The 24,723-nt window shown below is 58.5% G+C and carries 24 protein-coding genes and 2 tRNA genes; 8 read left to right on the top strand and 18 right to left on the bottom strand.

What is annotated here, in order from left to right:
* Position 1 precedes the first annotated feature (1 nt).
* The 5 genes from HNQ64_RS01360 to HNQ64_RS01340 all read right to left on the bottom strand — a co-directional run bounded on the left by HNQ64_RS01360 (position 2) and on the right by HNQ64_RS01340 (position 2,664).
* A complete protein-coding gene (locus HNQ64_RS01360; RefSeq protein ID WP_184204489.1) occupies positions 2–517 on the bottom strand; it encodes a hypothetical protein in 516 nt (171 codons plus the stop codon).
* A 240-nt stretch (positions 518–757) separates the two neighbouring features.
* Positions 758–946 carry a hypothetical protein gene (locus HNQ64_RS01355; protein WP_184204488.1) on the bottom strand — a complete coding sequence of 63 codons (189 nt, stop codon included), beginning with the start codon at positions 944–946 and terminating at the stop codon, positions 758–760.
* Between the two features lie 18 nt (positions 947–964).
* The gene (locus tag HNQ64_RS01350) at positions 965–1,474 is read right to left on the bottom strand and encodes a hypothetical protein (protein ID WP_184204487.1); all 510 of its coding nucleotides are present in this window, start codon (positions 1,472–1,474) and stop codon (positions 965–967) included.
* Between the two features lie 61 nt (positions 1,475–1,535).
* Positions 1,536–1,862 (bottom strand): hypothetical protein, encoded by a 327-nt coding sequence (locus HNQ64_RS01345; RefSeq protein ID WP_184204486.1) that lies wholly within the window; start codon positions 1,860–1,862, stop codon positions 1,536–1,538.
* A gap of 448 nt (positions 1,863–2,310) precedes the next feature.
* Positions 2,311–2,664, bottom strand: coding sequence for a DUF2200 domain-containing protein (locus HNQ64_RS01340; protein ID WP_184204485.1), 354 nt, complete (start codon positions 2,662–2,664; stop codon positions 2,311–2,313).
* Between the two features lie 109 nt (positions 2,665–2,773).
* Between HNQ64_RS01340 and HNQ64_RS01335 the strand changes: the two genes are divergently transcribed.
* Positions 2,774–3,019 carry a type II toxin-antitoxin system ParD family antitoxin gene (locus HNQ64_RS01335; protein ID WP_184204484.1) on the top strand — a complete coding sequence of 82 codons (246 nt, stop codon included), beginning with the start codon at positions 2,774–2,776 and terminating at the stop codon, positions 3,017–3,019.
* Complete coding sequence (locus HNQ64_RS01330) at positions 3,016–3,327, top strand: type II toxin-antitoxin system RelE/ParE family toxin (RefSeq protein ID WP_184204483.1); 312 nt, start codon at positions 3,016–3,018, stop codon at positions 3,325–3,327. The genes HNQ64_RS01335 and HNQ64_RS01330 overlap by 4 nt, the downstream gene beginning before the upstream one ends.
* Before the next feature lie 810 nt (positions 3,328–4,137).
* Here HNQ64_RS01330 and HNQ64_RS01325 read toward each other — a convergent pair.
* From HNQ64_RS01325 to leuA, 3 genes are all read right to left on the bottom strand, one after another.
* Positions 4,138–5,655, bottom strand: a complete 1,518-nt coding sequence (locus tag HNQ64_RS01325) for a twin-arginine translocation signal domain-containing protein (protein WP_221305301.1) — start codon at positions 5,653–5,655, stop codon at positions 4,138–4,140.
* Between the two features lie 66 nt (positions 5,656–5,721).
* Positions 5,722–6,081 carry a hypothetical protein gene (locus tag HNQ64_RS01320; protein WP_184204481.1) on the bottom strand — a complete coding sequence of 120 codons (360 nt, stop codon included), beginning with the start codon at positions 6,079–6,081 and terminating at the stop codon, positions 5,722–5,724.
* Positions 6,082–6,150: 69 nt separating this feature from the next.
* The gene (gene leuA, locus HNQ64_RS01315; RefSeq protein ID WP_184204480.1) at positions 6,151–7,815 is read right to left on the bottom strand and encodes a 2-isopropylmalate synthase; all 1,665 of its coding nucleotides are present in this window, start codon (positions 7,813–7,815) and stop codon (positions 6,151–6,153) included.
* A 300-nt stretch (positions 7,816–8,115) separates the two neighbouring features.
* Here leuA and HNQ64_RS01310 point away from each other — a divergent pair.
* The 3 genes from HNQ64_RS01310 (at position 8,116) to HNQ64_RS01300 (ending at position 10,514) form a co-directional block, all read left to right on the top strand.
* Positions 8,116–8,205: transfer RNA gene (locus HNQ64_RS01310), tRNA-Ser, on the top strand.
* Between the two features lie 385 nt (positions 8,206–8,590).
* Positions 8,591–9,037 carry a PA2169 family four-helix-bundle protein gene (locus HNQ64_RS01305; protein ID WP_184204479.1) on the top strand — a complete coding sequence of 149 codons (447 nt, stop codon included), beginning with the start codon at positions 8,591–8,593 and terminating at the stop codon, positions 9,035–9,037.
* Positions 9,038–9,638: 601 nt separating this feature from the next.
* On the top strand, positions 9,639–10,514 hold the full coding sequence (locus tag HNQ64_RS01300; RefSeq protein ID WP_184204478.1) for an IS110 family transposase: 876 nt from the start codon (positions 9,639–9,641) through the stop codon (positions 10,512–10,514).
* A gap of 681 nt (positions 10,515–11,195) precedes the next feature.
* Here HNQ64_RS01300 and HNQ64_RS01295 read toward each other — a convergent pair.
* A complete protein-coding gene (locus HNQ64_RS01295) occupies positions 11,196–12,323 on the bottom strand; it encodes a hypothetical protein (RefSeq protein ID WP_184204477.1) in 1,128 nt (375 codons plus the stop codon).
* Between the two features lie 42 nt (positions 12,324–12,365).
* A complete protein-coding gene (locus HNQ64_RS01290; protein ID WP_184204476.1) occupies positions 12,366–13,553 on the bottom strand; it encodes a PQQ-dependent sugar dehydrogenase in 1,188 nt (395 codons plus the stop codon).
* A 291-nt stretch (positions 13,554–13,844) separates the two neighbouring features.
* Between HNQ64_RS01290 and HNQ64_RS01285 the strand changes: the two genes are divergently transcribed.
* Positions 13,845–15,290: an aminotransferase-like domain-containing protein gene (locus HNQ64_RS01285; protein ID WP_184204475.1), complete on the top strand. Its 1,446-nt coding sequence runs from the start codon at positions 13,845–13,847 to the stop codon at positions 15,288–15,290.
* A 47-nt stretch (positions 15,291–15,337) separates the two neighbouring features.
* On the opposite strand, the gene HNQ64_RS01280 is transcribed toward HNQ64_RS01285, so the two are convergent.
* The 3 genes from HNQ64_RS01280 to HNQ64_RS01270 form a co-directional block, all read right to left on the bottom strand.
* Entirely contained in the window at positions 15,338–16,435 is a 1,098-nt protein-coding gene (locus tag HNQ64_RS01280) for a L,D-transpeptidase family protein (RefSeq protein WP_184204474.1), read from the bottom strand.
* Between the two features lie 176 nt (positions 16,436–16,611).
* Positions 16,612–17,553: a hypothetical protein gene (locus tag HNQ64_RS01275; protein ID WP_184204473.1), complete on the bottom strand. Its 942-nt coding sequence runs from the start codon at positions 17,551–17,553 to the stop codon at positions 16,612–16,614.
* A gap of 77 nt (positions 17,554–17,630) precedes the next feature.
* Complete coding sequence (locus HNQ64_RS01270; RefSeq protein ID WP_184204472.1) at positions 17,631–18,539, bottom strand: hypothetical protein; 909 nt, start codon at positions 18,537–18,539, stop codon at positions 17,631–17,633.
* Positions 18,540–18,779: 240 nt separating this feature from the next.
* Here HNQ64_RS01270 and ccsA point away from each other — a divergent pair, with 240 nt between their 5' ends.
* Both ccsA and hemA read left to right on the top strand, forming a co-directional pair.
* Entirely contained in the window at positions 18,780–19,556 is a 777-nt protein-coding gene (gene ccsA / locus HNQ64_RS01265; protein ID WP_184204471.1) for a cytochrome c biogenesis protein CcsA, read from the top strand.
* A 2-nt stretch (positions 19,557–19,558) separates the two neighbouring features.
* Positions 19,559–20,635 carry a glutamyl-tRNA reductase gene (gene hemA / locus HNQ64_RS01260; protein ID WP_184204470.1) on the top strand — a complete coding sequence of 359 codons (1,077 nt, stop codon included), beginning with the start codon at positions 19,559–19,561 and terminating at the stop codon, positions 20,633–20,635.
* 163 nt (positions 20,636–20,798) lie between these two features.
* On the opposite strand, the gene HNQ64_RS01255 is transcribed toward hemA, so the two are convergent.
* The 5 genes from HNQ64_RS01255 to HNQ64_RS01235 all read right to left on the bottom strand — a co-directional run bounded on the left by HNQ64_RS01255 (position 20,799) and on the right by HNQ64_RS01235 (position 24,680).
* Positions 20,799–20,873, bottom strand: a tRNA-Cys gene (locus HNQ64_RS01255).
* A 76-nt stretch (positions 20,874–20,949) separates the two neighbouring features.
* On the bottom strand, positions 20,950–21,306 hold the full coding sequence (locus HNQ64_RS01250; RefSeq protein ID WP_184204469.1) for a glutaredoxin family protein: 357 nt from the start codon (positions 21,304–21,306) through the stop codon (positions 20,950–20,952).
* A 52-nt stretch (positions 21,307–21,358) separates the two neighbouring features.
* Positions 21,359–22,528, bottom strand: coding sequence for a molecular chaperone DnaJ (dnaJ, locus tag HNQ64_RS01245; protein ID WP_184204468.1), 1,170 nt, complete (start codon positions 22,526–22,528; stop codon positions 21,359–21,361).
* A 21-nt stretch (positions 22,529–22,549) separates the two neighbouring features.
* The gene (locus tag HNQ64_RS01240) at positions 22,550–23,137 is read right to left on the bottom strand and encodes a nucleotide exchange factor GrpE (RefSeq protein ID WP_184204467.1); all 588 of its coding nucleotides are present in this window, start codon (positions 23,135–23,137) and stop codon (positions 22,550–22,552) included.
* Between the two features lie 97 nt (positions 23,138–23,234).
* On the bottom strand, positions 23,235–24,680 hold the full coding sequence (locus tag HNQ64_RS01235) for a PP2C family protein-serine/threonine phosphatase (RefSeq protein ID WP_184204466.1): 1,446 nt from the start codon (positions 24,678–24,680) through the stop codon (positions 23,235–23,237).
* Positions 24,681–24,723 lie beyond the last annotated feature (43 nt).

Genomic DNA, 24,723 nt, shown 5'->3' with positions numbered 1-24,723 from the left:
CTCAAGCCCTGAAAGGGCGAGGCAATAAAGCGGGCTCACCTTCTAGAATCGGCTCGATAAAATACGCCTGCTTATGATGCCCAGCCGTCAGATGCCGGACGATGGCCTCCGCATCCGCGTGGCAGGGGTAGTCCACCACATGAAACTGCATGCCATTGTCGTCTTGGCGGATCAATCGGGCGGGAGGGAGCCAGGCCCCGTCTGCTAACCAGCCAAGATCTGCACTGGTTAGACAGAGTGCTATCAAGGCCTGGTCCACATGCAACCCAAGGTCCCCCGGCCTGACATAAAGAGTCATGAGATCCTTCCGTGGGGAAAACTCATAATGTTGAAGTGAAAAAATCAATCCCCCAGAGCTCACAAACACAGCAAACTTCCCAGGTCCCAGCCCATCTTCGACCTCCGACTCCCACTCAATCGTTTGCCCGATCTCCAGCGACTCAGGCGTACGAAACAGGCAGGCCCCTTCGGTCAAACGCGGTCCTGTAAACTCGCTCTCTGAGATTTGACGGATCATGGGGATGAATGGGAAGGAAGGTCAAAGGCCGTAATAACGGCGATAGTGCTCAAGCGTCACCTGCGGTGTCCAATTGTCAAAATCTCCAGCCTTCTCGCATTCAGTCAGATAGTTCAAGATGGCAACTGCATCTGGGGCACTTGTCCGAGAAAGATAATCTTTGGTTAGGGCCAATCCTGCTCCACACAGAAACTGTATATCAAGGCCACAGCCAGCATCGAAGCTGGACTGTTTGGCTTCCTAGATGAGAAGCGCATCTTCAGGATATCCTAAACTGAAGAGCTGAAGACACAACGTCCGTAGCATTTCTTCTCCGCTTTCTCCTTGGCGCTCGCGCTCAATTTCCAAAGCAAGGTGCCGCCGAATTTCGCCCCGATCTTCCGGCGCTGCGGGCAAACCGAATTTCTGCAAGGCTTCTTCGCTCGTCATGATGTGAAAATATCCTCCTTACTTGGCTTCCGTTGTTTCTCGCAGGTTGGAGTCCGCGAGCAGTCTCTTCATCATCACCATCTTCGCAGCATCGTTCGTCCAAAAATCAAAAACCTCTCCCTCCCAGTTGTAGAGGATTGAATGGCCCAATGGGCTATACAAATAAGAGGACCAGGCGAAAAAAGTCGTGAGGGTCATCAGTGAAATGACCGTCTCAGACTCGTGGGTTTCTAGAAGATGACCCGGCGCATCAATGAGCCAACGCGTCTCGGCGTGCAGGGCACGAATACCCATGATGGGAATCATTTCACTCTCCGTATAAAGCCCCCAGTCCGTGATATGAACAAGCGGTGCTTCGCCACCGATCACAAGGTCCCAATACTGCCGGAAAAAGGTACCCAGAGACTGATTTGGCGGCGTGAAAAACTGAAGATAAAAACTCGTTGGGGGAACTTGGTGATAAGGGTCCTCCGGGATACCGCGCTCTCGCAACCAGTGCGAAATCTCATTTTCGGTTAGGCATTGCATAGATGATCTCATTCAGAACGGGATGCTTCCCAACGCCGCATCCCTAGCCCTTCAGTGTCAGTTACGATACCACTTCAATCAATTCATCAAACTGGCGGGAAAGATCTAAATAGGGGTCCACCCATCCAGCATTCAGGGCTGTTTCCTGGATCGAGCTCGCGGGTGCAAAATGCATTTGAAGCAAACTTGTGTCGATGGAATGACCCGCTTTCAGGCTTTCAATCGCCCTGGATAAATCACTCGCAATCTCCGTGAGGGTAAAAGGGGAGTAGATGGACTCCTCAGATTGAGCGATGTAGAGTTTCGTCTGCTCCAGCACCTCAATCAGGCGTTGCTGGGCTTTAGAAAGGCGTCGCTGTAGGAGCCACGTTTTCAGGTAGGACCACATGACCTGTCAATCCGACAACGGAGCGACTAGGTCAACGGCAGGTGGAGAAGTTTTGTGATCTATTACCAATTCGTTACTCCTGACACCCTCAACCCACTCTTCCCCCAGCCCCGGCGGGGCGAAACAACCCAGCCCAGGGCCAGCGAGCCCGAGCGAGTGCCGCCCTGGGACCCTCGAAAACAAACCTTCCCCTCTCTTTAAGCCCTGAAAGGGCGAGGCAGTAAGGGACGTGGTGCCGCTCTGCTGCCTCGCCCTTTCAGGGCTCGCTGGCACGGGGGAATACCGCCCGTCCTATCCCCCAGGGCTGCGCCTGGTTCCCAGGCTGGCCCTGGGCTTTGGTGACTCGTCCCTTCGGGACTTCTGAAGGATCTGTTTGCAGGCTGGTTTCGCGCAGGAGGATCGGCTTACTTGGCTTCCGATCTGCTACCCTGGAATGCAGCATCTTTGGTTAGGCTCCGAGTATCTTCTCCATCGCCTTCCCCTTGGCCAGCTCATCCACCAGCTTATCCAGATAGCGTATTTCCCGCATCGTCGGGTCTTCCACCTCCTCCACCCGCACGCCGCAGACGGTGCCTTTGATCAGTGTCCGTGCAGGATTCATCTGGGGCGCTTCTTGGAAGAAGGTTTCAAAGTCCGTCTGCTTTTGCAACTGCCCTTCCAGCTCCATCTGCGAGTAGCCCGTCAGCCACCGGATGATGGCGTCCACCTCGGCCTGGGTCCGCCCTTTCTTTTCGGCCTTGGCGACGTAGTGCGGATAAACGCTCGCGAAGGGTGTGGTGAAGATGCGGTGTTTGGTGGGCATGGGAGTGCGGGGGGCAAGGTCGAAGAGATGAGCGGAATCCGTCTCTTGATGAAAACTTCCCCAAAACACAACTACTTGCAGCTCGTTGGCTTTGTGGAATCCATACCCCATGAACGTCACTCTGCCACCTGCACTGGATGCCCTTGTGGCCAGAAAACTGGCTTCAGGACTTTATGAGAATGCCGCCGAGGTCGTTCGTGAGGCCTTGCGTCAAATGGATGCTCGGGAATCTGCCCTGGCTGGCTTGAAACGGGAGGTCGCCTTGGGCTTCGACCAACTGGATCGGGGAGAATTGGTCGAAATGGATCGCGAAGCCTTCTTTCAGCACATCCGTTCGCAGCGTCGTCCGGCATGACTTTCCGCCTTTCTCATGCTGCCCTTGAGGATCTGCAGTCGATTGATGATTACACTGTCCAGACGTGGGATGCAGAACAGGCCGACCGTTACCTAGCCATGATCTGGGCCACGTTTGAGCGCATCGCCAAACACCCGACTCGTTGGCGAATCCGCGCAGATCTGCATCAGGATTGCCGCATCTGCTTTTCGGGTAGGCATGCCATTCTATACCGCCTCCAAGATGGGGCCATTGAGATTGCCCGCGTGCTTCATGATGCCATGGATTTCCCCGTCCATGCCTCTGATCTTTTTCAAGGTCATGAATAACCGCCCCCTCCCTCGTAGGGCGGGTGTGTGTCCGGCGCACGGACGCGTGTTTGCACTTTCGCGTCATCGCCGGATTACCCGCCTTTCTTGGAAAGCCCTCGCCCTCGGCCCCACGTCCCCCGGCGAAAAGAATCGCGTCGGCAGCTAAGAGGGCACCGTCAAAGAAAGGCGGGTCATTCCGCGAGTGACCTGATCCTGCCAACGAACCCAAAGGGCGCGGAACACACCCGCCCTACGTTTCCAGCCCCAGCGGGGCGAGACAACCCAGCCCAGGGCTAGCGAGCTTTAGCGAGTGCAGCCCTGGGATATACGCGAGGAGCAAAGAGGGCCTCCCCAAGCCCTGAAAGGGCGAGGCAGTAGAGCCACGCCGCCTCCCTCATGCCTCGCCCTTTCAGGGCTCTTGGGCGTGAGGGGCACGGTATCGGTCTTCCCAGGGCTGCACCTGGTTCCCAGGCTGACCCTGGGCTTTGTTGTCTCGTCCCTTCGGGACTTCTACTCGCATGCGCCACGCCCAATGCCCAATGGGAAATGGACGCGCCTAACAAAGAGAGTCGCCTCCGAGGCGCGGCCAAAGTAGCCCGAGCTTTAGCTCGCCCAGACTCCACCCTTGATTCGACGCGTTACTTCTTCAACGCGATCAAAGCATGAATCCATCTTTTTTGTTAGGATAAAATTCACTCGGCGTAGCCCCCAGGCATTCACGCCGATAGACCCAGAACCTAACAAAAAGAAGTTGGCCAATAGATGCCGAGAGCTGCCTCCCCCTCTTTTACCAACCCTTTTTGGCCATAAAGTCTGAATCCCACACCCTTACCTCAACCCGCGTTCCAGTAAATTCCGCGTGATGCGCTGCACGCGCTCATCCGGCCCATGCGGACGGGAAAAATGGCTCCAGGGAATCATGTGGCCGGGTGGGCTGCTCAGCCCCTGGCTCCAGAAAATGGTGCTGGCATTGAAGACGAAGTTCTTCTTCGGCCCCTCAAAGATCGTCGCCGCGTACCGGCCCAGGCGCGTGCCGCCAGCCCAGACGTTGCCCTCCGCCACCACCTCCAGGCTGGGGCGTTGCAGATCGGGCTCGCCATGAAATTCCCACCCCACCAGGCCGGGGATGCTGTCGCCCTGCTTCATGCCGGTGCCTGCAAACAGCCAGTGGTCAGGCTTCGTGCAGGTCCAGTCGCCGCCGCCATTGAAGGGCACAATGGTGCGCGCGCCGATGATGTCGCGCTCATCTGGACCGGTCTTTTCAAAGGGGCCGAGCACCTTGGCATAGGCCTCTTTTTCTTCTTCGCGAAATTCGCCAAAGCAGGTCTCGCGGGTGAGTCGGCGATTCGGCTGCCCTTGGCCATTTGGCGTGAAGGGGGTGACCATGTACACGTCATTGGCGGAAAGCCACAGCACGTTCAGCCCGTCTGCGATGGCCTGCTTCACATGGTCATACTGGCGCAGGTCCCAGTATTCATCGTGGCCGATGCTGATCATCGTTTTGCAACGCTTGAGGTTAGCCGGGTCCAGGTTGTCCACGTTGGAGCAGTAGGTGACATCGTACCCCTCCTTTTCCAGCCAGTAGCACAGCGGGTACTCCCACAGCAAAAACTCGCCACTGCCCATGCTGAGGGGGTGATCCAGGATCTGCACATACTTCCCATACGGGCGGTCAAAGCTGACACTCACCCCAGGCGCGTGGGCAGCGCGAGGATCGGTGTAGAGAGACTCATTTTCTGGCCAGCGATTGTAAGCCTGCCAGGTATTGTCGCTGCATTGAAAGAGGACATCGGCCGGGCGATCATCCGTGACGATGAAGATGAGGTAGCTCTGCCAGAAGGGCTCCTCCGCCTGCGCAGGCAGGGTGGAGAGACGGCCCAGATACACGCCGCTGGGCCAGTCTGCGGGGATGGTCACCGTGGTGGTAGCCTCCCAGGTACACTCGCGCAGGCGCTGCTCGCCCAGGGCAGGCACGGGCTGAGTTTTTCCCTCAAAAGGCCCCAGAGTGGCCATGAGCCGTGCGCCCACGCCATCATAATAACCCATGCGAAAGAGCTCGATCTGGAACCGGGCGACGGGCGCGGTGCTGACGAAGATCTCCAGCGTTTCCCCCGCCTTCACCGACTGGCGGGAGCAGTAACCTTCGATGACGGAGGAGCGGAAAGACTTCGCGCCATCTGGCCGCATGCGGGTGAGCTGGTAGCTCGCGCCCGGTTTGGCATTTTCGGTCTTGATGAGGTCCGGCTGCCGGGCGCTGGCGCTGGCCGAATGCGCCGCTGGAGCGGTAAAAACCTGTGCCCCGAGAGCGGCTGCCGTGCTGGTTTTGAGAAAATCGCGCCTGTCCATGACAGCCATACGGCAGGGACTGGGAAACTCTTTGCCCTCCCCTGCACAGCCGTCACGGAAGTATCACTACTTGGCCTTTGGCATCGCCTGGATCAGCAGATTGAAAAACTCGTTTTCATCTGCCGTCATGCCATCGCGCTCCAGCAGATTTTTGACGATGCCCAGCACCTCGGCCTGCGCAGTCTTGGTGGTGAAGACGGCGGAGCGTTCCGTGAGGTAATCCATCACCGTGTCGTCGCTTTCCGCCACTTCACGGGCGCGGGCGAAGGACTCTTCGATGAAGAGGCTCTTCGGGTATTCAGACTTCCAGCCTTTGGACACGAAGGCCGACTGGATGAGGTCTTCTTCCACCAGCGAGATATGCGCATCGGCATAGATCGAGAGGGCAAGGAGGTCGAACAGGGCTTCGCGTTGGGGTTGAGTCATGGCCGCTACCCTGGCAACAGGCGGCCTAAGATCAAGCCGCATGATGCCAGGAAGTTCACTTTTTGGTTTTCAGGAAGCGCGATTCACCGCGCTGATCACGGCCTTGATGGAGGCCAGCTCGATGTTCGTATCCACCCCTGCACCCCAGACGGTTTTGCCGTCCTCCAGCTTGATCTGGATGTAGGAAATGGCGTTGGCTTCAGAGCCCGCTTCCAGGCTCTGTTCGCGGTAGGAGACCACCTCAAATGGCTGCGCGCCCCCGTCCTGGATCAGCGCCTGGACAAAGGCGGCGATGGGGCCATTGCCCGTGCCCGTGATGCCGATCTCCTGCCCGTTTTTCACCAAGCTGCTGCGGCAGGTAAACACGCCATCCACCCCATCCGCATGGAAATGGTGCAGGGAGAAGGGCGTCTCGCGTTCGATGTATTCCTTCCAGAACATATCGCGCAGCTCCGCCGCCTTCACCTCACGGCCCAGGCTATCCACCAAGTTATTCGCGATGGGGCCAAACTCCCGCTGCATGTCCTTCGGCAGCTCGATGCCAAACTCGCTCTCCAGCAGGTAAGCCACACCGCCCTTGCCGCTCTGGCTATTCACCCGGATCACCTCATGGTACTCCCGGCCGATGTCGTTCGGGTCAATCGTCAGGTAAGGCACATCCCAGATCGTTTTGTGCTCCTCATACCCCGTCAGCCCCTTCTTGATGGCATCCTGGTGGCTGCCGCTGAAAGCGGTGAAGACCAGCTCCCCCGCATACGGCTGGCGCGGCGGCACCGTCATGCCCGTGGTGTGCTCATACATGCGGATCAGGCCATTCATATCGCTGAAATCCAGCCCTGGAGAGATGCCGTGCATGTACAGATTCATCGCCACCTGGACGATGTCCAGATTGCCAGTGCGCTCGCCATTGCCAAACAGCGTCCCTTCCACACGGTCCGCCCCCGCCAGCAGGCCCAGCTCCGTGGCCGCCGTGCCCGTGCCCCGGTCATTGTGCGTGTGCAGGCTGATGATCAGGCTCTCACGGTTTTTGATGTGCGTGCAGATCCACTCGATCTGGTCCGCATACACATTCGGCATCGCCACCTCCACCGTATCCGGCAGGTTCAGGATCATCTTCTTCTGCGGCGTCGGCTGCCACACGTCCATCACCGCTTCGCTGATCTCCTTGGCGAATTCCACCTCCGTGGCGCTGAAGCTTTCCGGCGAATACTGCAGCGTCACCTGCGTGCCCGTTTCCTCCAGGCGATGCAGTCGATCTTTGATCATTTGCGCCCCCTTGATGGCGATGGCGATGATCTCCTCCTTCGTCTTGCCGAACACATACTTCCGCTGCGCCGGCGAGGTGGAATTGTACATGTGGATCACCACCTTCTTCGCCCCCAGCAGAGACTCCACCGTGCGCTCGATCAAGTCCTCCCGCGCCTGCACCAGGCACTGGATGGTCACATCCTCCGGGATGCGATTTTCCTCGATCAGACGTCGGTTAAAATTGAACTCCGTGTTCGAGGCCGAGGGGAAACCCACCTCGATCTCCTTAAACCCGCACTTCACCAGCGCATCGAACATCTCCAGCTTTTGGGAGACATTCATCGGCACCGCCAGCGCCTGGTTGCCATCGCGCAGGTCCACACTGCACCACAGCGGCGCCTGGGTGAGATGGCGTGTGGGCCACTGACGGTTCGGCAGAGAGACCAGCGGAAACGGCTGGTATTTAGAGGACGGATTCTTCAACATGACAGGACAGAATGAAACAGCTTTAACAAGATTGGCAGGCTTTGCAGGAAGGATTTTCCTGAAATGACCGGGGAAAGGATGCCGTGACGTGACGGCAAAGCATGGCGAGGAAACACGGGCCGCCTACCCTAGCGTAAGTCGCAGGGAGAGCAAAAGCAGAGTCTGGGCCGAAAAGGTCACTCCCCAAGCATAGGCACAGGGCGGAAGAAACGCACGCACTTTTTTCCAAAGTGAAAATCTGCCACGCACACCTTGCCAAACCTCCGCTCCTGCCTACCATGCGTGCGCTGCATGCAGCACGGAAGGGTGGCTGAGTGGTCTAAAGTACCTGACTCGAAATCAGACGTGGGCGCAAGTTCACCGTGGGTTCGAATCCCACCCCTTCCGCCATTTTTCGACAGCCTTAAGGCGGTGAAGAATGCACTCCCTAGCTCACAAAGCGCAGGATGGACTGCAACTTTGCCGCCCGGCTCCGAATGGCGCGCCACTTTTTGCCCATCCGAAATGCTATGCACTGCGTCTATCCGTTTCGGAGCTAAGCTTCCAATGACGAAGTTTATCTGGGTTTCACCGAAGACCTTCGGCACAAGCTAATGGATGACCATTAAGGTAAGAGTTTGAGGGATGAATATGCTTTTTGGAAAGCGGGTGACCTGAAGACAGCCTAACAAGGAGTTTTGCGTTTTCCTCAGGTCCATTGCCTCGCTTTTGGTTATTCCGAGAAACTGACGGCTCATGCACGCAGTTTTGAAAGGGCGTCCGAATTTAAGGTGCTATGAGTACACTTTCTACACTCAACAACCTTATCGAAACCCTCAAAGATGGCCAGGAAGGATTCCGCGCTGCTTCTGAGGACATTGCCAATTCCGAGCTTAAGACTGTTTTCAGTCAATACTCGCTGCAACGCAGCAAGTTCGCTGGGGAGCTTCAGTCCTTGGCCCATTCTTTGGGCGAATCTGACCCGGCTGACTCAGGCTCCGTCGCCGGGGCTTTGCATCGCGGTTGGATCGACCTCAAGGCGGCTTTGACGAGCCGGGACGACCATGCGGTGCTTTCCGAATGCGAGCGCGGCGAAGACTCTGCCGTGGCTGCTTATCGCAAGGCCATGGATGATGAAGATCTGCCGGCCAATATCCTGGCGGTGTTGCAGACTCAGTTCATGGACATCAAAGCAGCTCATGATCACATTCGTGATCTGCGCGACAGCCGCAAGGCTGCCTAACAGGAAACGAGTTTCAGGTCCGTTGTGACGTCTGGCGGGGTTTTTCTCATGGAGGTGAGAAGGCTCCGCCAGACTTTTTGTTAGTTTTGGACGGGTGTGATGGGGGGGATTGAGAGCGAAGGATCATCGTTGGGGCATCTGCCAATCAAGGCGAAAAGACGCCCGTGCGCGAAGCGCTTCGGAGGGTGCGCGAGAAGGACTGATTGCCCCCTTTCGAGGTTGGTGGAGCTGGCCACGCCGCTGGCATCCTTCCAGGATGCGACCTTGAGCGAAGGTATGTTTTTGGCCTAACCAGGGGTGCGTTCGCTAGGGCTCACTTACCCCTTGTATATTGATTTTCCGTTTCCTTCATGCGGATGCCCTGCATCGTTGTGATTGATCGGTTTGGCCCGGGCGGGCGGCCGCCCGCCCGGGCCAAGCAGTGGAGAGTTCGGTGACCCCTTGAACCGCTTTGCGGCGAGTTCGTTAGCCAGCCTGAACCTCTTCTGCTTCATCGGTCAGAGATCGAACAGTTGCCTGAACCTCCGCATCGCTCGCGCGAAGCGGTGAGTTCGTATCCACAAGGTTGATCCTTTCCCTCACCCACTCACCCATTCTATCCATGTCACTCAACGTTGTCTATCTCGGTGTCGATGTCTCCAAGGACTCCCTTGATCTGCACTTCCTCAACCAGTCACTTTCAGTGCCCAATCGCGCTGAAGGCTTTGCCAAAATCCTCAAGCTGGCCGCTTCGCAGCCTTGTCCGGTTCATGTCATCTGTGAAGCCACTGGCGGCTATGAGCGCGCTTTGAGCCAGGCTTTGCATAAAGGCCAGCTTACTCTGAGTGTGGTCAATCCACGCCTGCCGCGTGACTTTGCTCGCGCGCACAACCGCCTGGCCAAGACGGACCGTATCGATGCGGCCATGCTGGTGGCTTTTGGCAAGGCTCTACAACCTGCACCCACCCCTGTTCCCAGCCCTCAGGCTGAGCGTCTCGGCCTCATGGTTGCGCAGCGTGATATGCTCGTGGAGAACTGCGCTCAACATCAAACACGGCTGCTGCAAGCTACCGATAGCTGGCTCAAAAAGCAGATCACGCGCCTCATTGCCAACCTCAAAAAAGAAATCACCAAACTCGAAGTTCTGATGCGTCAGTGGGTCAAGGCAGATGCGGAGCTGACACGCAAAACGGAGCGCCTGGATGAAGTCGCTGGTATCGACTGGCGCGGTGCCCTCTCTTTGTGCGCACATATGCCGGAACTCGGCACCCTCAAGCGAGGCCAGCGCCACATCAGCGGAGGGCGGGCGCCACTGCGGCGCAGCCTTTATCTTGCCAGCCTAACTGCCGCACATAGAAACGCGACGCTCAAAAGCTTTTACCAGCGGCTGCGCGCAGCCGGCAAACCTGCCAAGGTGGCGCTCACAGCGGTGGCGAGAAAATTGCTGGAACTGCTCAATGCAGCCTTGAAAAATCCCCAAATAAAGCTTGCTCGGTAAACACAGTTGCTGGCTACCGGCTGCGATGCCTCCGGCATCGGGGGATGGAGCGAATGGGGGCAAGAAGACGTTTGAGGGTTGGGGGCTGCGTGCATGGTCGTTCCGTTACTCACGCGTGACGGTCTGGGAAAGGGCCTAACAGGAAGTGTGGATGGTTGGGGGCGAGCGGGGGTTTCTCGCGCCCCTTGAGGGCGCGGGGAGGGTGGACGCGTTGTTGGTTAGGCGGGGGTCCGGGGGTTCTCGGTGCTGCGCACCTTCACCCCCGGCTATGAGCTTTCGCCCCTCCGGGGCGAGGGGGTGTGAAAGGGGGAAAGGGTAGGGCGCAGGGTCCCCATGCGCCGCGGGGCGAAGGGACGGATAGTGGTGTGAGGTCGCCTGCGGCAGTACAGGATGAATCACTCTCCGAGTGATGCGTCCGCCCCAAACAGGATGGTCCCACCCCTCCGAACGAGTGCGGGAAGCGGGGGAAAGTGGGGCGAACGGGGATGGGGGAGTGGTGCGTGCGCGCTGGGGGAGTTAGGCGAATAGAATATTCGCGCTCCGTCTGCGGGCCTGCGATGTCGCAGGCGAGGAGGGGGAGATGTCAAGGGCACTGCACCGACATCTCTCTCGCGTACGGTGTGAAATGTCGGTGATAATGCGAAGGAAACTTCGCGCACGGTGGCCTAACAGGTAGTGTGTTTACGCGCCGAAGTAGGGGATGCCGAGGCGTTTGGCCACGCGGCGGGGGCGACGTAGGGCTTCTTCCATGCGCTGGGCTTCATCCGGGCCACGCAGGTCTTTGCAGTCGGGGTGAGCCTCGGGGGAGGCGATGAGGCCAAGGTGATGCAGGACGTGGGCGGTGCTGTGCTTGTAGGGCGCGGCACTCAGGCGGTCGTCGAGACGGAAGACGAGGTCTTCGAAGGATTGGAAGGCCTCGAAGAGTTTGTACACGTTGGTATCGAAACGGCCTGTACTGGTCTTGAATTTTTTATCCACCACGCTGTCCAGCAGCCACATGTCACGAGCGGCGGCGATGAGGGGGCAGGCGCTGACGCCGGCGCCGATAAGGAGGGGCAAGCCCAGGCGGATGGCGGTGGGGATGCCGTAGTCGTCCCCGCTGTGGGGGGCGAAGGGTAGGTTCAGGTCCTTGCACATGGCAGCCCAGTAGAGGAAGTGGGGCTCATCCAGAGTGCTGATTTTTCCACCGACGTATTTGGGGTGGTTGGCGATTTCATGCAGCAGCCACGGCTCGTAGGGGCTGGCCCATGGGACAAAGGAGGGCTCCAGCGCATGGGCGATGGCAGGGTGGGTGATGTGCTCGGCGATCTGGAAGTAGGCATCGCGGCGGGCCTCGGGGGCCAGCAGGTTGAGCAGGCGTGAGGTCATGATCATCATCTCGCCATTGTCATGGCTTTGGGCGATGTCGAGGAGGGGCCAGTAGCGTTCGGCTTTGAAGACTTCGTCTTTTTCAGCACCCCGGGCAGTGATGCCTGCGATGAATTTTTGGTTGGGGAATTCTGCGCGGAAGCGTTTCAGGACTTCCGCGTAGAGTTCGTCGCTGAGGTCAAAGATGTAGCCCGTATCGGCATTCAGGACGAAGACCATTTCCACGCCGTAGTGCTCCCCGCACTGCTGCATCCAGCGGACGCTTTTGGAAAAGCCGTCCCAGTCCGGCTGGCGATCTTTGAAGGGCAGCAGGGTGGCTACACAGAGGCGGGCCTTGGTGGTGTGGTCCACCAGGGTTTCTTCCGGTGTGTAGGCCCAGACGGTGTCTTGCCAGGGAGTGGTGGGGGTGAGATCGGCAGGGTGGGAGATCAGCTCGCGCATGGGGAGTGGGGACGGAAAAGGGGGGCAGAGATGGGCCTTGAATCACTTGCTGAGGCGGTAGAGGCCGCCGTTCCAATCCAGCACGACGAGCTCGCCCTGGGCATCTGCACAGAAGGCGGTGGGTTTAACCAAAACAGTGGGCTTTTTCTTGGGATTGTCAGAAGCCGTCTGAGGGCTGGTGTAGAGGAGGGTGTTGGCCTCGACTTTGCCATCATTGTTGGTTTTGAGGCCCCAGATTTTGCCAATGACGAAGTCGCCATAGACATACTGGCCTTTCAGCTCTGGCAGGGCCTGGCCAGTGTAGGTGATGCCGCCGGTGATGCTGAGGCCTTCGCCGTGATTGTATTCAAAGATGGGGTCAATGAGCTTAGCCTCGGCCGGAGGGGTATCTTGACGGAGGGGGAAGGGACGGCTGCCTTCACGGAAGCTCCAGCCGTAGTTGCCGCCTTTGGTGATCCAGTTGATTTCTTCCCAGAGGTCCTGGCCCACATCGGCTAGCCACAGGTGACCGGCGCTGTCAAAGTGCATGCCCCAGGGATTGCGGATGCCGTAGGCATAGACTTGGGGCTGGGCGTTCACACCATCCGCAAAGGGATTGTCAGCGGGGATGCCGTAGGCGTTGTGGTGGTCGCGCTTATTCACGTCAATGCGCAGGACTTTGCCGACGAGGACGGCATTGAGCTGGGCCATGCGTTGCTCGTCATTGCGTTTGGAGGTATCACCCACGCCGATGTAGAGGTAGCCATCCGGGCCAAAGAGGATGTTGCCGCCGTGGTGGTTCCAGTTGATGAGGGGGATCTCCAGCAGGACGCGCTCGCTGCTAGGATCGGCCTTGTCCGCATCCGCGCTGACTTTCATTTCGCTGATGACGAGGCGCTTGGGCTTTTGCTGGGTGTAGCAGAGATAAAAGAGACCGTTGTCTTTGTACTGCGGGTGGAAGGCCAGGCCGTTGAGACCTTCTTCAAATTTTCCGTTGTCGGCCTCCATGGCGCGGGTGCTCAGGTCGAGGAAGGTCTTCGCCTCCGTAGCGGCATCGTCTTTCGGGAGGATGAGGATCTGGCCACGCTGGAGGGCTAGGAACTCGCGTTGGCTGCCGTCTGGCGGGAGGATGAGTGCGATGGGGAAGGGGGTGGCCAGCTTCTCATGAATGCGGGTGAGTTTGACCGTGTCAGCCGCGAAGAGGCTGCTAGCAGCGAGGAGGCCGGAGGTGAGAAGGGTGGCGAGTTTCATGCGTTGGTGAGCTTGGCAGAGGCTGAGTGACTTTGGGAAGAAATAAACGTGCTCACAAGCGCAGAGTTAACGAGGAAAAGTGCGGCCAGCGCGGTGGGGGGAAGGGAAAGGTAGGGTCTAACGGAAAGTGTGGGAAATGGGTTCAGAAGTGAGGTTCTTCCTCCAAGGGCGGATACAGACGAACGACCTGCACGTGATGAACGGGAGGTTGCTTGGGGCGGGGTTTACGCTTTGCTAAAGGGTGGAGACTGTGGGCCGTGAGAGGCTGTACAGATCCTCTCGCTCCCACTCATGTCCACCTCCGCACATGCTGGCTCTACGGCACCCCCTCTTTATCAGGAGGTGGCGGAAAAGATCGCGCACCTCATTGAAGAGGGTGTACTGCGGCCGGGGGAGCGCGTCTCCTCCCTACGGCGGGTGAGCCAGCAGTATGGGGTGAGCCTCACCACCGCCATCCAGGCCTTCATCTGGCTGGAGGATCGCGGGCTGGTGGAGGCGCGGCCGAAATCAGGCTTCTTTGTGCGGGCCGCCCGCCCTGTTCTAAAAGAGCCGCTGATGGCCCGCCCACCACGCGCGGTGCGGGAGGTCACCGTGGGGGCGCTCCAGTCTCGCCTGTTTGAGGCCGCCATGCTACCGCACATCCTGCCTCTGGGAGGGGCGGTGCCCAGCCCGGAGCTGCTGCCCATGGTGAAGCTGAACCGGGTGCTGGCCAGCGTGGCGCGGAGATCTGGCAAACGGGGAGTGTCTTATGACATGCCGCCCGGCACTGAGCTCTTGCGGCGTGAGGTGGCCAAGCGAGTTTTGGAGGCGGGCACGATGGTGCTGCCGCAGGAGATCATCACCACCTGCGGGGCGACAGAGGGGCTCATGCTGTGCCTGCGCGCCGTCACCGTGCCGGGCAGTGTGGTGGCCGTGGAGTCACCCACCTACTTTGGCGTCCTTCATGCGCTGGAGGAGCTGAAGCTCAAAGCCATCGAGATCCCCACTCACCCGCGCGATGGCATGGACCTGGACGCTCTGGAGCGTGCCCTGCGCACTCATCCCGTGGCAGCCTGCCTAGCCGTCCCCACGTTCAGCAATCCCCTCGGCGCACTGATGCCGGATGCCCATAAAGAACGCCTGGTAAGCATGCTGGCCAAGCGGGAGATCCCCCTCATTGAGGATGACGTGTTTGGTGAGCTGCACCACGGCCCGCAGCGGCCCCGGCTGGCGAAGGGCTACGATGAAAAAGGGCTGGTGATGCTGTGCAGCTCTTTTTCCAAATCTCTGGCCCCAGGCTATCGCGTCGGTTGGGTGGCCCCAGGACGGTTTTATGAACGGGTGAAAACACTGAAGCTTACCAGCACGCTGGCCACGGCCACCCTGCCAGAGCTAGCCATCGCCGAATTCCTCGCCACCGGCGGCTATGACCACTACCTGCGCGGTGTGCGGTCCATCTATGCCGCGAATCTGCGGCGCGTGGGGCAGGCCGTGGCCGCTGCATTTCCCGACGGCACGCGGGTGACGAAGCCCCAGGGCGGCTTCGTCCTGTGGGTGGAAATGCCCATCGGGGTGGATGCCCTGCGGCTGCAGGATGAGGCGCTCGCTCGCGAGATCAACATCGCCCCCGGCCCCATGTTTTCGCCTAACCAGGGGTATCGCCACTGCATCCGCCTTTCCTGTGGCGTGCCCTGGAGTCCCCGTTTGCAAGAGGCTCTCGGTGTCTTGGGAACGTTGGCAAAACGGCAGTTGGGGTGATGCTGGGAGTTGATTCCTGAGGTGACTCGCCGCCGTCTGTGCTCACCTCACTTTTTCCAGAAAAACAGCTTCAGTCCACGCCTCGGTTCGGGTGGTGGCGGAGCGGCCTCGGCAGGTCGCACTTCCTCCGCCTTCACCGCCTTGGCATACACGGGCGGGCGCGGCACGGGTGCTGGGCCCTCAATGATGACCGTCATGCCCTGCGTGATCATTTTCACCAGGCGCACCACATCCCAGTTCGCCGTACGCATGCAGCCGTGGCTGGCGCTGCGACCGATCGTCTGCGGCTGATTCGTCCCATGGATGCCGATGCCCGGCTTGTTCAGGCCGATCCACATCACCCCCACCGGATTGTTTGGCCCCAAGGGGAGCTGGTAGTAGCTGCTGCTGCGCACCCCATACTCTAGCACACTTTTATCCCAGCGGAAGGTCGGCATCTGCGCGATGCCTAAAATGCGCCACGTCCCCGGCGGTGTCGCCAAGTGGCCACTGCCCGGCGTGATCGGCAGCGTGGCCAGCAGCTTTTCCCCTTCATAGAGGCGCAGGCGCTTTTCCCGCGTGTCGATCTTGATCACCCGCGTGAGAAATTCCGGCACCTCCGGCAGCTTGGCGATCTGCGTCAGTTCCTCGATGAGGAAAGGCTGCACGCTGGGCACCTTCACCACATCCCCCGGCTTCAGGGCCGCCATCTTCATGGGCCGATTGATGAACTCAATCAACTCAGGCGAGCAGTGAAAGCGCTCCGTCAAAAACTCCAGCAGCGAATCATACGGCAGGTACTTCTTCTTGCTCTGGGCGGAGGGCTGGCTGGGCAGATCTCCCACGTATTTCAGGTCCTCCGGGCGGATGGTGTAGGTGGTGTACACCTCCGGCACGCTGCTGAGATCCAGCGTGTGCGCCGCCACCTCCGTCTCTGGCAGGCCCTGCGTGCGCTGGTAAAGCTTCAGCGCCTGTGTGGTGATGTCCCCCGGCCGCCCATCCACCTTCCCCGGACCGAAAAGCTGCGTATCCAGGAAGATCTGCAGGCGCAAAATATCCTCCACCGGCTCCGGCGCCGCTGGCAGTGCATCTGGAATCACCGCCCTGGCAGGCAAAACGAGCGCCAGGACCAGCGTGGAAACCAAAGAAGAAAACAGCTTTTTCATAAGAAACTCCAGAAATGAGCTCAAGGGATGCCAGGAGGCCCCCTTTCAATCTCGCATTCATCAAGGGTTTCCAGAGGCTGGTCAAGTGACTGTGCGAGACAGTGTTTCACTAACTCACCGGAGTAAAAAAATGACTTCGACTCCTCCATGAGAAATAAAAGGGCATTAAATACCGCCTACAGCCGACGAGCCGACATTCTCCCTGCGGAGTCCAAGACGATTTCGACAGTAGCTTGCTTTAATACATCCGGAAGGCGGCCTCCTTTGGCCACCACGAGCAATCGTGGCGCTGCTGCGACAAACTTACCGTCTAGCTTACTGAGCCGATGCACCAAGACCAAAGCGCTCTCGGGACCGACTTCTGGCACTGTAGTGTCTGCAATTTCATTCCCAAGCTCAAATCTGGCCGCGATGAAGTCCTCTCCCTCTCTTTGGAAAGAGTAACTAACTTGACCCATCAGCGGATCGCGGCCGATTTCAGCCGTCAGTTGGGCTTGCAACTCCACAAGGTTACGAAAGAAGCTGTCGGGGGATTTGGTTGTAAACTCCAGCCGACCTTCAAAGTCCTTTTGCAGAGCAGCCTCCGCACTCAGTTCAGCGGCAGCAGCATTGTAATCATGTGCAGAGGCCATGATCTGAGACCTCCGGAAATGCATGCCGAACAAGTGCGAAGCGAACCTCCTTTTCTCCTCTTCATCAGCCTTTTCCCAGGCCAGCAGAGCTTCGGCCGTCGCTTTCAGGTAGATTTGTGAGTTGAAACCTTCTGATGATTTTTCGATCTGACTCAGGCGCTGCACCGATTCTAAAAGTGATTGCGAAAATGCACTTTGCGTGAGTGCCGCTGCACAAATGAAAGGGTGAATGAGACGGGCTGTCATGGACTTCATCTTACTGCCTGGTAATGCTGTTGCTGGTGTTAATAAACTATTCTGGCGATACAAATTTTGGGCATCTCTCTGTAAACGCTTCCAACAATCACGCCCAGCAGGTAAAAAACACACCAGGGCCAGGCTCTCCCTCCATTCAAATTCGGGGATAAGCAGGACGGCAAATAGAGCAGCCGCTAACCATCTCATCCAACCTTGAACCGCGTGAAAGGAAGAAAGAAGATGAGTCATCAGGCGCAGGATTTTACAACCCACATCCTAGCCCCCACTTCACCAAACCACACCTTCCGTTAGGCAAACATATCGCTTCACACCTTCCGCTTTTTCAAAAGCAGCCACACGAGGCCCAGGGCGGCAGCGCTCACCAGCACGATCCCGAACCAGAGAGTCGAGAAAAACCAGGGTTCGCGCACAGTCGAAGGCTTCGCTTCGGGAGTCTTGGCTGGCATCGCTATTTCCGCCGAGCGCTCAGATGTTTTAGCCTTAGCGAGAAGAGCCGCCAGTGACTGCTCAGCCGCATTAATCGCAGTCTGCCTTGAGAAAAACTGATCCCCAAACTCCGTGCGCCATGGATTCAACTCCGCCGCAATAAAGCGTGAAAGGATTTCTCGCGCCTCCGCTTGGTGCTCTGTGAGTTGGCCCATCCCCAGAGCCGCTTGCCGTTGAACTCTAGCGTCAGTTGTGGCGAGCATCGTAGAAAGCTTGGCCAGATCTTGATTCGTCACTGCTTGTTTGGCCTCTGGACTCAGAGGTTCTCTGTCCACCCATCCTCTTTTAAAGACAATGGAAGGCAGCGCTTCAAGTTCCGGAGATAAAGCGTTTGGGATAAGGATCTGTTCGATGGGATCTTGAGCTATCAAATGCCCCGCCGACCCAACAATGATCAAACTGAAAAAAAGTATGTTCATGTTCATAGAGTGTTTTCGTGCGCGGGATTCGTGGACGGGCACGGGCTGGCCTGATTGTGCGAGCTGCTGCAAACCCGCAAGCGTCATGGCTGCCCTCTGAGTGGCCCGCCGCCGCACGGCTTCGTGGGAGTCTGCAACCCCAAGGACGAGAGCCTGAACAAAATCAGTCTCCGGCTGTAGGCGCATCTTCGATTGCCCCCCAAAGAACTCGACTTTTTGTTCAACCGTTAGGGTCTCATATCTTGCCAGATCAAGGCTTTGAGCCTGAACCGCGAAGGCGAAGAGGGTGATGATCGAAAAAAGGCTCATGGGATAGGGGTTGCGGGTGTGCTCACGCTCTTTTCTTCAGACGGTCCCAGCGACCAAAGGCCCCATCTCTAGACGCCAGCCTAAGAAGCTCCATACGCCTCACCAATTCTCGGTGGTGACGTTTCAGACACGCCCCCACCCCCAAGAGTAAAATAGTTCGCTGATTCGGGGCTCTTTTGAGCGTATTTAGCTTCCCAGTTGCAGGTGTGCACCGCTGCCGCGAAGCTGGGACCCCCAACCATGACTCCAGACCGGATCGCGCTCCTTCTTTCCACCTTCGCTTTTTTGGCGGCGGTGGTGCCTGCGTTGCGTGCGCTGCAGACCGGGGATTGGCGCCGGGGAATGGCCCAAAAGCTGACCATGGCCCTGGGGTTCGTCTTTCAAACGGGGGCCATCTACCTGCGCGGCCAGGTGGTGGGGCAGTGCCCGATGAAAAGTGTGTCCGACATCCTGGTCTTCATCGCCTGGAGTGTCGTCCTCCTCTATTTCCTGGTGGGCACCACTTACCGGGTATCCCTGCTGGGCATGTTCACCGCGCCCATGGTGGTGGCCATGCACGGGCTGGCCTTTGCCCTGCCGGGTGCGTTTCCAGACTATGCGGCGAAGCCGAAGATTGATGCCTTGGTGGAACTGCACGCGGCCCTGGCGCTCGTCGCCTACGCCGCCTTTGCCCTGGCCTGCGTCACCGGCGTGATGTACCTGCTGCAAGAGCGTTTCCTAAAGCGGCACCTCATCGGCGGTCTGTTTTATCAGTTGCCGCCCATCCAGGGGCTGGCGAAGGCCATCCAGCGCCAGGTGCTGCTGGGGCTGGTCTTGCTGAGCGCTAGCCTGGCCATCACCTTCAAGCTGGACACACCCATCACGAATCCGAAGCTCGTCTTCGCCTGGGGTGTCTGGGGCCTATACGCCGTCATGGGCTTCATCGCCTGGCGGCACGCGCTTTCCCCCCGGCAGACGGCTTGGCTAGCTGCGGTGGGGTTTGTCATCCCCTTCATCTCCCTCTGGCTCGTCACCTGACCATGACCCCACCCCCTGCCACCCGCGAGCATCTGGTCTGCCTGGGCCTGAACTACCGCACCACTCCGGTGGAGGTGCGGGAGCGTGTGGCTTTCCCTGAGGCGAAGGTGCCGGATGCCGTGCAGGAGATCCGCCAACTGCCTGGCTTTGAAGAAAGCGTGGTTCTAAGCACCTGCAACCGGGTGGAGCTGTACGCCACCCACACGCTGGATGATGCCCGCGTGGCCCATGAGGCCCTGGTGGACTACCTGGTGCGCCGTTTTGAATTGCCTCAGGAACAGGCTGAGGCCCTGGTGACCTACCGCCTCCGGTCCGATGACGCTGCCCGCCACCTCTTCCGCGTGGTCAGCGGGCTGGACAGCATGGTGCTGGGCGAGACGGAGATCTTTGGCCAGGTGAAACAGGCCTACAAAGTGGCCCTGGAAACCGGCAGCACCGGCCGGGCCCTGAATAAACTTTTTCAGCAGGCTTTCACCGTGGGAAAAAAGGTGCGCAACGATACCACCATCCAGCGCGGCTCCACCAGCGTGGGCTCCGTGGCCGTGGACCTGGCGGAAAAGGTGCATGACCTGAAGCAGTGCCGCGTGATGCTCGTCGGCGCGGGCGAGATGAGCCGCACCTGCGCGCAGAGCCTGCTCTCACGAGGTGCGCGCAGCATCATCGTCTCCAACCGCAGCTATGACCGCGCTGTGGAACTGGCCACCGAGATGAAGGGCACTGCCATGAAATTCGACGAATGGGAACACGCCCTGCATGAGGTGGACGTCATCATCTCCAGCACCAGCGCGCCGCATTTTGTCATCAAGCCGGAGCTCATCCAGCAGGTCATGCGCAAACGCCGCTGGGACCCGCTGCTGATCATTGACATCGCCGTGCCGCGCGATGTGGACCCCGCCGTCAACGAGATCGAAGGTGTGTACCTTTACGACATTGATGCCCTGCAAGCCATCGCCGATGAAGGTCGCCGCGAACGCGAACGACAGCTCAGCGCCTGCGAGCGCATTATCGAGGATAGCCTGGAAAAATACGGCTTCGTTTCCCCGCCTACGCTCAGCCCACAGAAGCCTGTGGCGACTTGAGGCGAGCTTTCAGGATGAACCCTGTGTTGGTATGCCATCCGGATCGGGTTAACCAGAAGTGTGGTTAAATAATCGCTGCTGGAGTGATGGAACGATTTTGTTAAATCTCCCAAATGCGGTCAATACGCAGGATCGTTGAGAACGAAACCTTGATGTTTCAAGGTGGAGGCGAGGGCGGGAATTGAACCCGCGCATACCGGTTTTGCAGACCAGTGCATTACCACTTTGCTACCTCGCCATTGCTCGTAGAGCAGGGATGGAATTAAGCCTGTCTGAAGGGCTTGTCAACCGCCCAGACAGGCAATGATGGAACTTCAGTTCACAAAGGTGATTTTGCCCACTTGGCCAGCGGCCATGGCGGCATGCTGGGCATCGGTGCAGGCAGAATCAATCGGCGCATCCGGTGGGGTCTCGTTCTTTTCCAGAAGGTTGTTGGCGAGCATCCAGCGCTCCACTTCTTCACCGCTGATGTCAGGAAGCATGGTGCCATTGATCTCCACGCAGGGGCTCAGGGGCTGGCCGCTCTTCTGTTCCATTTCCCAGCGGAAAGCAGGGTTTTTGATGATGTCCTTTTCTTCGAAGTCGAGGCTGTATTTGCGGAAGATGGCGCGCACGCCTTCGCTCCAGCCGCAATAGGTCTTCAGGTAGGCGGTGATTTTTGGTTGGCTCATAGGATTCAGAGGTGTGAGGTTCAGGGAAGGGTTACGCCCGTGAGGGATCATCTTATTTGAAGAACTTTTTGGCCTTATCAAAGAAGCTCTGCTCCATGGTGGAGGAGGGCGTCTCGCCGAAGGATTTAGCGAAGGCTTCCAGATGGGTCTTTTGTTCAGACGTCAGTTTGGTCGGCACAGCGATTTGCACGTGTACGTAGAGGTCGCCGTGGTGGTCTTCTCCCAGGGTTTTGAGGCCTTTGCCCCGGAGGCGAAAGGTGGTACCATTTTGGGTGCCAGCGGGCACTTTCAGGTTGGCCTTGCCTTCCAGGGTGGGGACGGTGGTCTCGCCACCCAGGGTGGCCGTGGCAAAGCTAAGAGGCATCTGGCAGTGGAGGTCGTCACCTTCACGCTCGAAGATATCGTGCTGGCGCACCTGCACGACGATGTAGAGATCCCCTGCCGGTCCGCCTTTGCTGCCGTAGTCGCCATTACCACCGGAGCGGAGACGGGAGCCGTCCTCAATACCTGCCGGGATTTTCACACGAATTTTGGTGCGTTCTTTCGAACGGCCGCTGCCGGAGCAGGTCTTGCACGGGTCGCTGATGACCTCGCCAGAGCCGCTGCAGTCTGGGCAGGTCTGCTGGATCTGGAAGAAACCACGGGAGGAGATGACCTGACCCACGCCACCGCAAGTGCGGCAGGTCTTTTTACCCCCACCACTGGCGGAACCGCTGCCGGAGCAGGTTTTGCAACTGTTGAGGCGCTCGTACTCAATCTCGCGCTCGCAACCTGTGGCGGCTTCTTCAAGGGAGATTTCCAGGCCATAGCGGAGGTCGCTACCGCGCTGGGGGCCATCTTTGCGCTGGCGTCCACCACCCCCGCCACCGCCAAAGAAGCTTTCGAAGATGCCGCCTGCGTTTCCGCCGCCGCCACCGCCGAAGACTTCGCGGAAGATGTCAAAGGGATCGTGGAAACCGCCCCCCCCGCCGCCGCTGGGGCCGCCCATGCCACCCGCAAAGGCTCCGTGACCATAGCGGTCATAGGCAGCGCGCTTTTGGTCGTCGCTGAGAATGTCGTAGGCTTCGCCTACCTCTTTGAACTTGTCTTCAGCGGTCTTGTCACCGGGGTTTTTGTCCGGGTGAAATTTGACGGCCAGCTTGCGGTAGGCTTTTTTCAGTTCATCGGCAGAGACGTCTTTGGAGACGCCCAATACCTCGTAATAATCGCGTTTGTCTGCCATGATTAGGAATGCAAAAAAAGGTTACGCTGCCGGGGTGGTTTCAGCTGGGGCAGGTGCGCCTGCGACGATGACACTGGCGGCGCGGAGGAGGCGATCCTTGAGCTTGTAGCCACGCCGGGTGACCCGCAGGATGGTGCCTTCAGCGGTTCCAGGAGTGATTTCCTGGGAGACGGCATCGTGAAGGTTGGGGTCAAAAGGTTTGCCCAAAGCTTCGACTTCCTGCACGCCTTGCTCACGGAGGAAATCGGTGATTTGGCGGTGGACCATGTTCATGCCCATGAAGATCATGGATTTTTCGGACTCCGCACGGGCGGCTTCCAGACCCATTTCGAAATTATCGAGGATGGGGAACAGGGAGCGAAGCAGGTCAGCATTGGCAAAAGCACGGGTTTCCTGGGCTTCGCGGGTGGTGCGTTTGCGGAAGTTATCCAGCTCTGCGGCATTGCGGTAAGCGAGGTCTTTCCACTGGGCCACTTCAGCCAGGGCGACTTCGAGGGGGCTGAGAGTGGCGTCGGGTTGGCCGTCAGCTGGGGCTTCGGCAGCTTCGACGGTGACGGGAGACTCAGGGATTTCAGGCTGGGTCTCGGGGGAGGGACTCGGCTCGGACATGGTGTTTTTGAGGGGGTTTGAAGGTTGGGGGAAACAGTGGGTGCATCCTGGGCTGGACTTTAGATAAGCACGCCACACCTAGGATGCGGGGGTGGGATTATGCCGCCTTCTGCAGGGCAATCAAGGTGATGTCATCGTGGGAGCGTTTGCCTCCCAAAAACTTGTCCACATCGGCGATGATGCCATCAATGATGGCTTTAGCTCCTTGAGGGGCCAGGGTGGCGAGGGTAGTGTGGATGCGCTCCTCGCCAAATTCGAGGCCCTTACCATCCAGGGCTTCATTGACGCCATCCGTGTAGAGGAGGAGGCAATCGCCTGGCTGCATTTGGAAAGTCAGGTCTTTAGTGACACGCTCAAAGACGTCCCCTTTATCAATCCCCACGGCTAAGCCGCCGCTGTGCAGGCTTTCGACCTTGCCGGTGGCCTTGCGCCAAATGAGCGGAAGGGTATGCCCAGCGCGGGCGAGGGTGATCTGGTCCGTCTCGGCATCAAAGACGAGGTAGATCATGCTGATGAACATGTCTTCCCGGATGTCTGGAGCGAGCTGCCGATTCACGGCGCTGAGGACAGCCGCAGGGGAGGGGCTGCTTTCCGCATTGCTGCGCAAGATGCTGCGACACATGGCGGTGATGATGGCTGCGGCGGTGCCTTTGCCCGAGACGTCTGCAATGACCACTCCATGACGGTTCCCTGATAGAGGAATGTAGTCATAATAGTCGCCACTTAGAACTTTGGCGGGGATGTTACGGCCGGCGATCGTGTAACCCTGGAGAATGGGGTCATTTTCTGGCAGGAGGATGCGCTGGATCTCACTGGCGGCGCGGAGTTCAGCCTCGATTTGTTTTTTCTCTGAGGCGGCCTGATGTGCCATGGCATTGGCCAGAGCAAAGGCAGACTGTTCGACGATGGACTTGAAGACCTCAAAATCGTTGTCGTTGTAAGTTCGCACACCCTTCGGGGCTGTCACGGCCAGGACTCCCAACTTTTGCGGACCGAAGCTCAACGGGCCGATGAGGGTGGTGATGTTGTTTTGAAAGCTGCTGGGATGGCTTAATCGTGGGTCTTTGCGTAGATCCTCAATGATTTCCGGTTTCTGATGGGTGAACACACTGCCCACGATGCCTTCCTCGGGGCGTAAAGAATGAAGTCGAAGAAAACTCAGGAGGGCAGAAGCATTGGCTTTGCCCATGGCAGCGATGCGCTCTGGCAGGTCAATCAAAGGGGCAGAATGGTCTGAATGAAAGCGGGGAACCAGGGATTTTCCGGTTGGATCGAGAAGGTAAAGAGCCCCCCCATTGCTTTCCAAAACTCGCATGGCACCTTCGACGATGAGTCGGTACATGGTGGACTGGCTGTCCTCTCGGGTGATGGCCTCACCCAGATCATGGAGAAAGCCGAACATGCGGCGCTCTTCTTCCACGATGGCCTGTTCCTCTTTGAGCAGGTCGAGAATAGCCTTGTTTTTTTTCTTTGAGATGATCACCAAAGCAGCGAGGCAGCCTGTCAGCAACAGACTCAGCACGGTGATGATGATGATGGTCATGGGTCCAGGGATGACGGGCGGCTGGCCGGGCTGGGATTCGTCT

This window comes from Prosthecobacter dejongeii, from assembly GCF_014203045.1.
GTDB classification, from domain to species: domain Bacteria; phylum Verrucomicrobiota; class Verrucomicrobiia; order Verrucomicrobiales; family Verrucomicrobiaceae; genus Prosthecobacter; species Prosthecobacter dejongeii.
Note: the sequence above shows the minus strand (reverse complement) of the source record. Positions and strands in the feature narration are given on the sequence as shown.

Excerpts from the sequence above, each read along its gene's own strand:
- HNQ64_RS01320 (WP_184204481.1), bottom strand. The coding sequence starts at position 6,081 with ATGACTCAACCCCAACGCGAAGCCCTGTTCGACCTCCTTGCCCTCTCG.
- HNQ64_RS01295 (WP_184204477.1), bottom strand. The coding sequence starts at position 12,323 with ATGCGCGAGCTGATCTCCCACCCTGCCGATCTCACCCCCACCACTCCC.
- HNQ64_RS01235 (WP_184204466.1), bottom strand. The coding sequence starts at position 24,680 with ATGACCATCATCATCATCACCGTGCTGAGTCTGTTGCTGACAGGCTGC.
- HNQ64_RS01355 (WP_184204488.1), bottom strand. The coding sequence starts at position 946 with ATGACGAGCGAAGAAGCCTTGCAGAAATTCGGTTTGCCCGCAGCGCCG.
- leuA (WP_184204480.1), bottom strand. The coding sequence starts at position 7,815 with ATGTTGAAGAATCCGTCCTCTAAATACCAGCCGTTTCCGCTGGTCTCT.
- HNQ64_RS01280 (WP_184204474.1), bottom strand. The coding sequence starts at position 16,435 with ATGAAAAAGCTGTTTTCTTCTTTGGTTTCCACGCTGGTCCTGGCGCTC.
- HNQ64_RS01340 (WP_184204485.1), bottom strand. The coding sequence starts at position 2,664 with ATGCCCACCAAACACCGCATCTTCACCACACCCTTCGCGAGCGTTTAT.
- ccsA (WP_184204471.1), top strand. The coding sequence starts at position 18,780 with ATGACTCCAGACCGGATCGCGCTCCTTCTTTCCACCTTCGCTTTTTTG.
- dnaJ (WP_184204468.1), bottom strand. The coding sequence starts at position 22,528 with ATGGCAGACAAACGCGATTATTACGAGGTATTGGGCGTCTCCAAAGAC.
- HNQ64_RS01330 (WP_184204483.1), top strand. The coding sequence starts at position 3,016 with ATGACTTTCCGCCTTTCTCATGCTGCCCTTGAGGATCTGCAGTCGATT.
- HNQ64_RS01290 (WP_184204476.1), bottom strand. The coding sequence starts at position 13,553 with ATGAAACTCGCCACCCTTCTCACCTCCGGCCTCCTCGCTGCTAGCAGC.
- hemA (WP_184204470.1), top strand. The coding sequence starts at position 19,559 with ATGACCCCACCCCCTGCCACCCGCGAGCATCTGGTCTGCCTGGGCCTG.
- HNQ64_RS01335 (WP_184204484.1), top strand. The coding sequence starts at position 2,774 with ATGAACGTCACTCTGCCACCTGCACTGGATGCCCTTGTGGCCAGAAAA.
- HNQ64_RS01325 (WP_221305301.1), bottom strand. The coding sequence starts at position 5,655 with ATGGACAGGCGCGATTTTCTCAAAACCAGCACGGCAGCCGCTCTCGGG.
- HNQ64_RS01305 (WP_184204479.1), top strand. The coding sequence starts at position 8,591 with ATGAGTACACTTTCTACACTCAACAACCTTATCGAAACCCTCAAAGAT.
- HNQ64_RS01300 (WP_184204478.1), top strand. The coding sequence starts at position 9,639 with ATGTCACTCAACGTTGTCTATCTCGGTGTCGATGTCTCCAAGGACTCC.
- HNQ64_RS01360 (WP_184204489.1), bottom strand. The coding sequence starts at position 517 with ATGATCCGTCAAATCTCAGAGAGCGAGTTTACAGGACCGCGTTTGACC.
- HNQ64_RS01285 (WP_184204475.1), top strand. The coding sequence starts at position 13,845 with ATGTCCACCTCCGCACATGCTGGCTCTACGGCACCCCCTCTTTATCAG.
- HNQ64_RS01240 (WP_184204467.1), bottom strand. The coding sequence starts at position 23,137 with ATGTCCGAGCCGAGTCCCTCCCCCGAGACCCAGCCTGAAATCCCTGAG.
- HNQ64_RS01350 (WP_184204487.1), bottom strand. The coding sequence starts at position 1,474 with ATGCAATGCCTAACCGAAAATGAGATTTCGCACTGGTTGCGAGAGCGC.
- HNQ64_RS01275 (WP_184204473.1), bottom strand. The coding sequence starts at position 17,553 with ATGACTCATCTTCTTTCTTCCTTTCACGCGGTTCAAGGTTGGATGAGA.
- HNQ64_RS01270 (WP_184204472.1), bottom strand. The coding sequence starts at position 18,539 with ATGAGCCTTTTTTCGATCATCACCCTCTTCGCCTTCGCGGTTCAGGCT.
- HNQ64_RS01345 (WP_184204486.1), bottom strand. The coding sequence starts at position 1,862 with ATGTGGTCCTACCTGAAAACGTGGCTCCTACAGCGACGCCTTTCTAAA.
- HNQ64_RS01250 (WP_184204469.1), bottom strand. The coding sequence starts at position 21,306 with ATGAGCCAACCAAAAATCACCGCCTACCTGAAGACCTATTGCGGCTGG.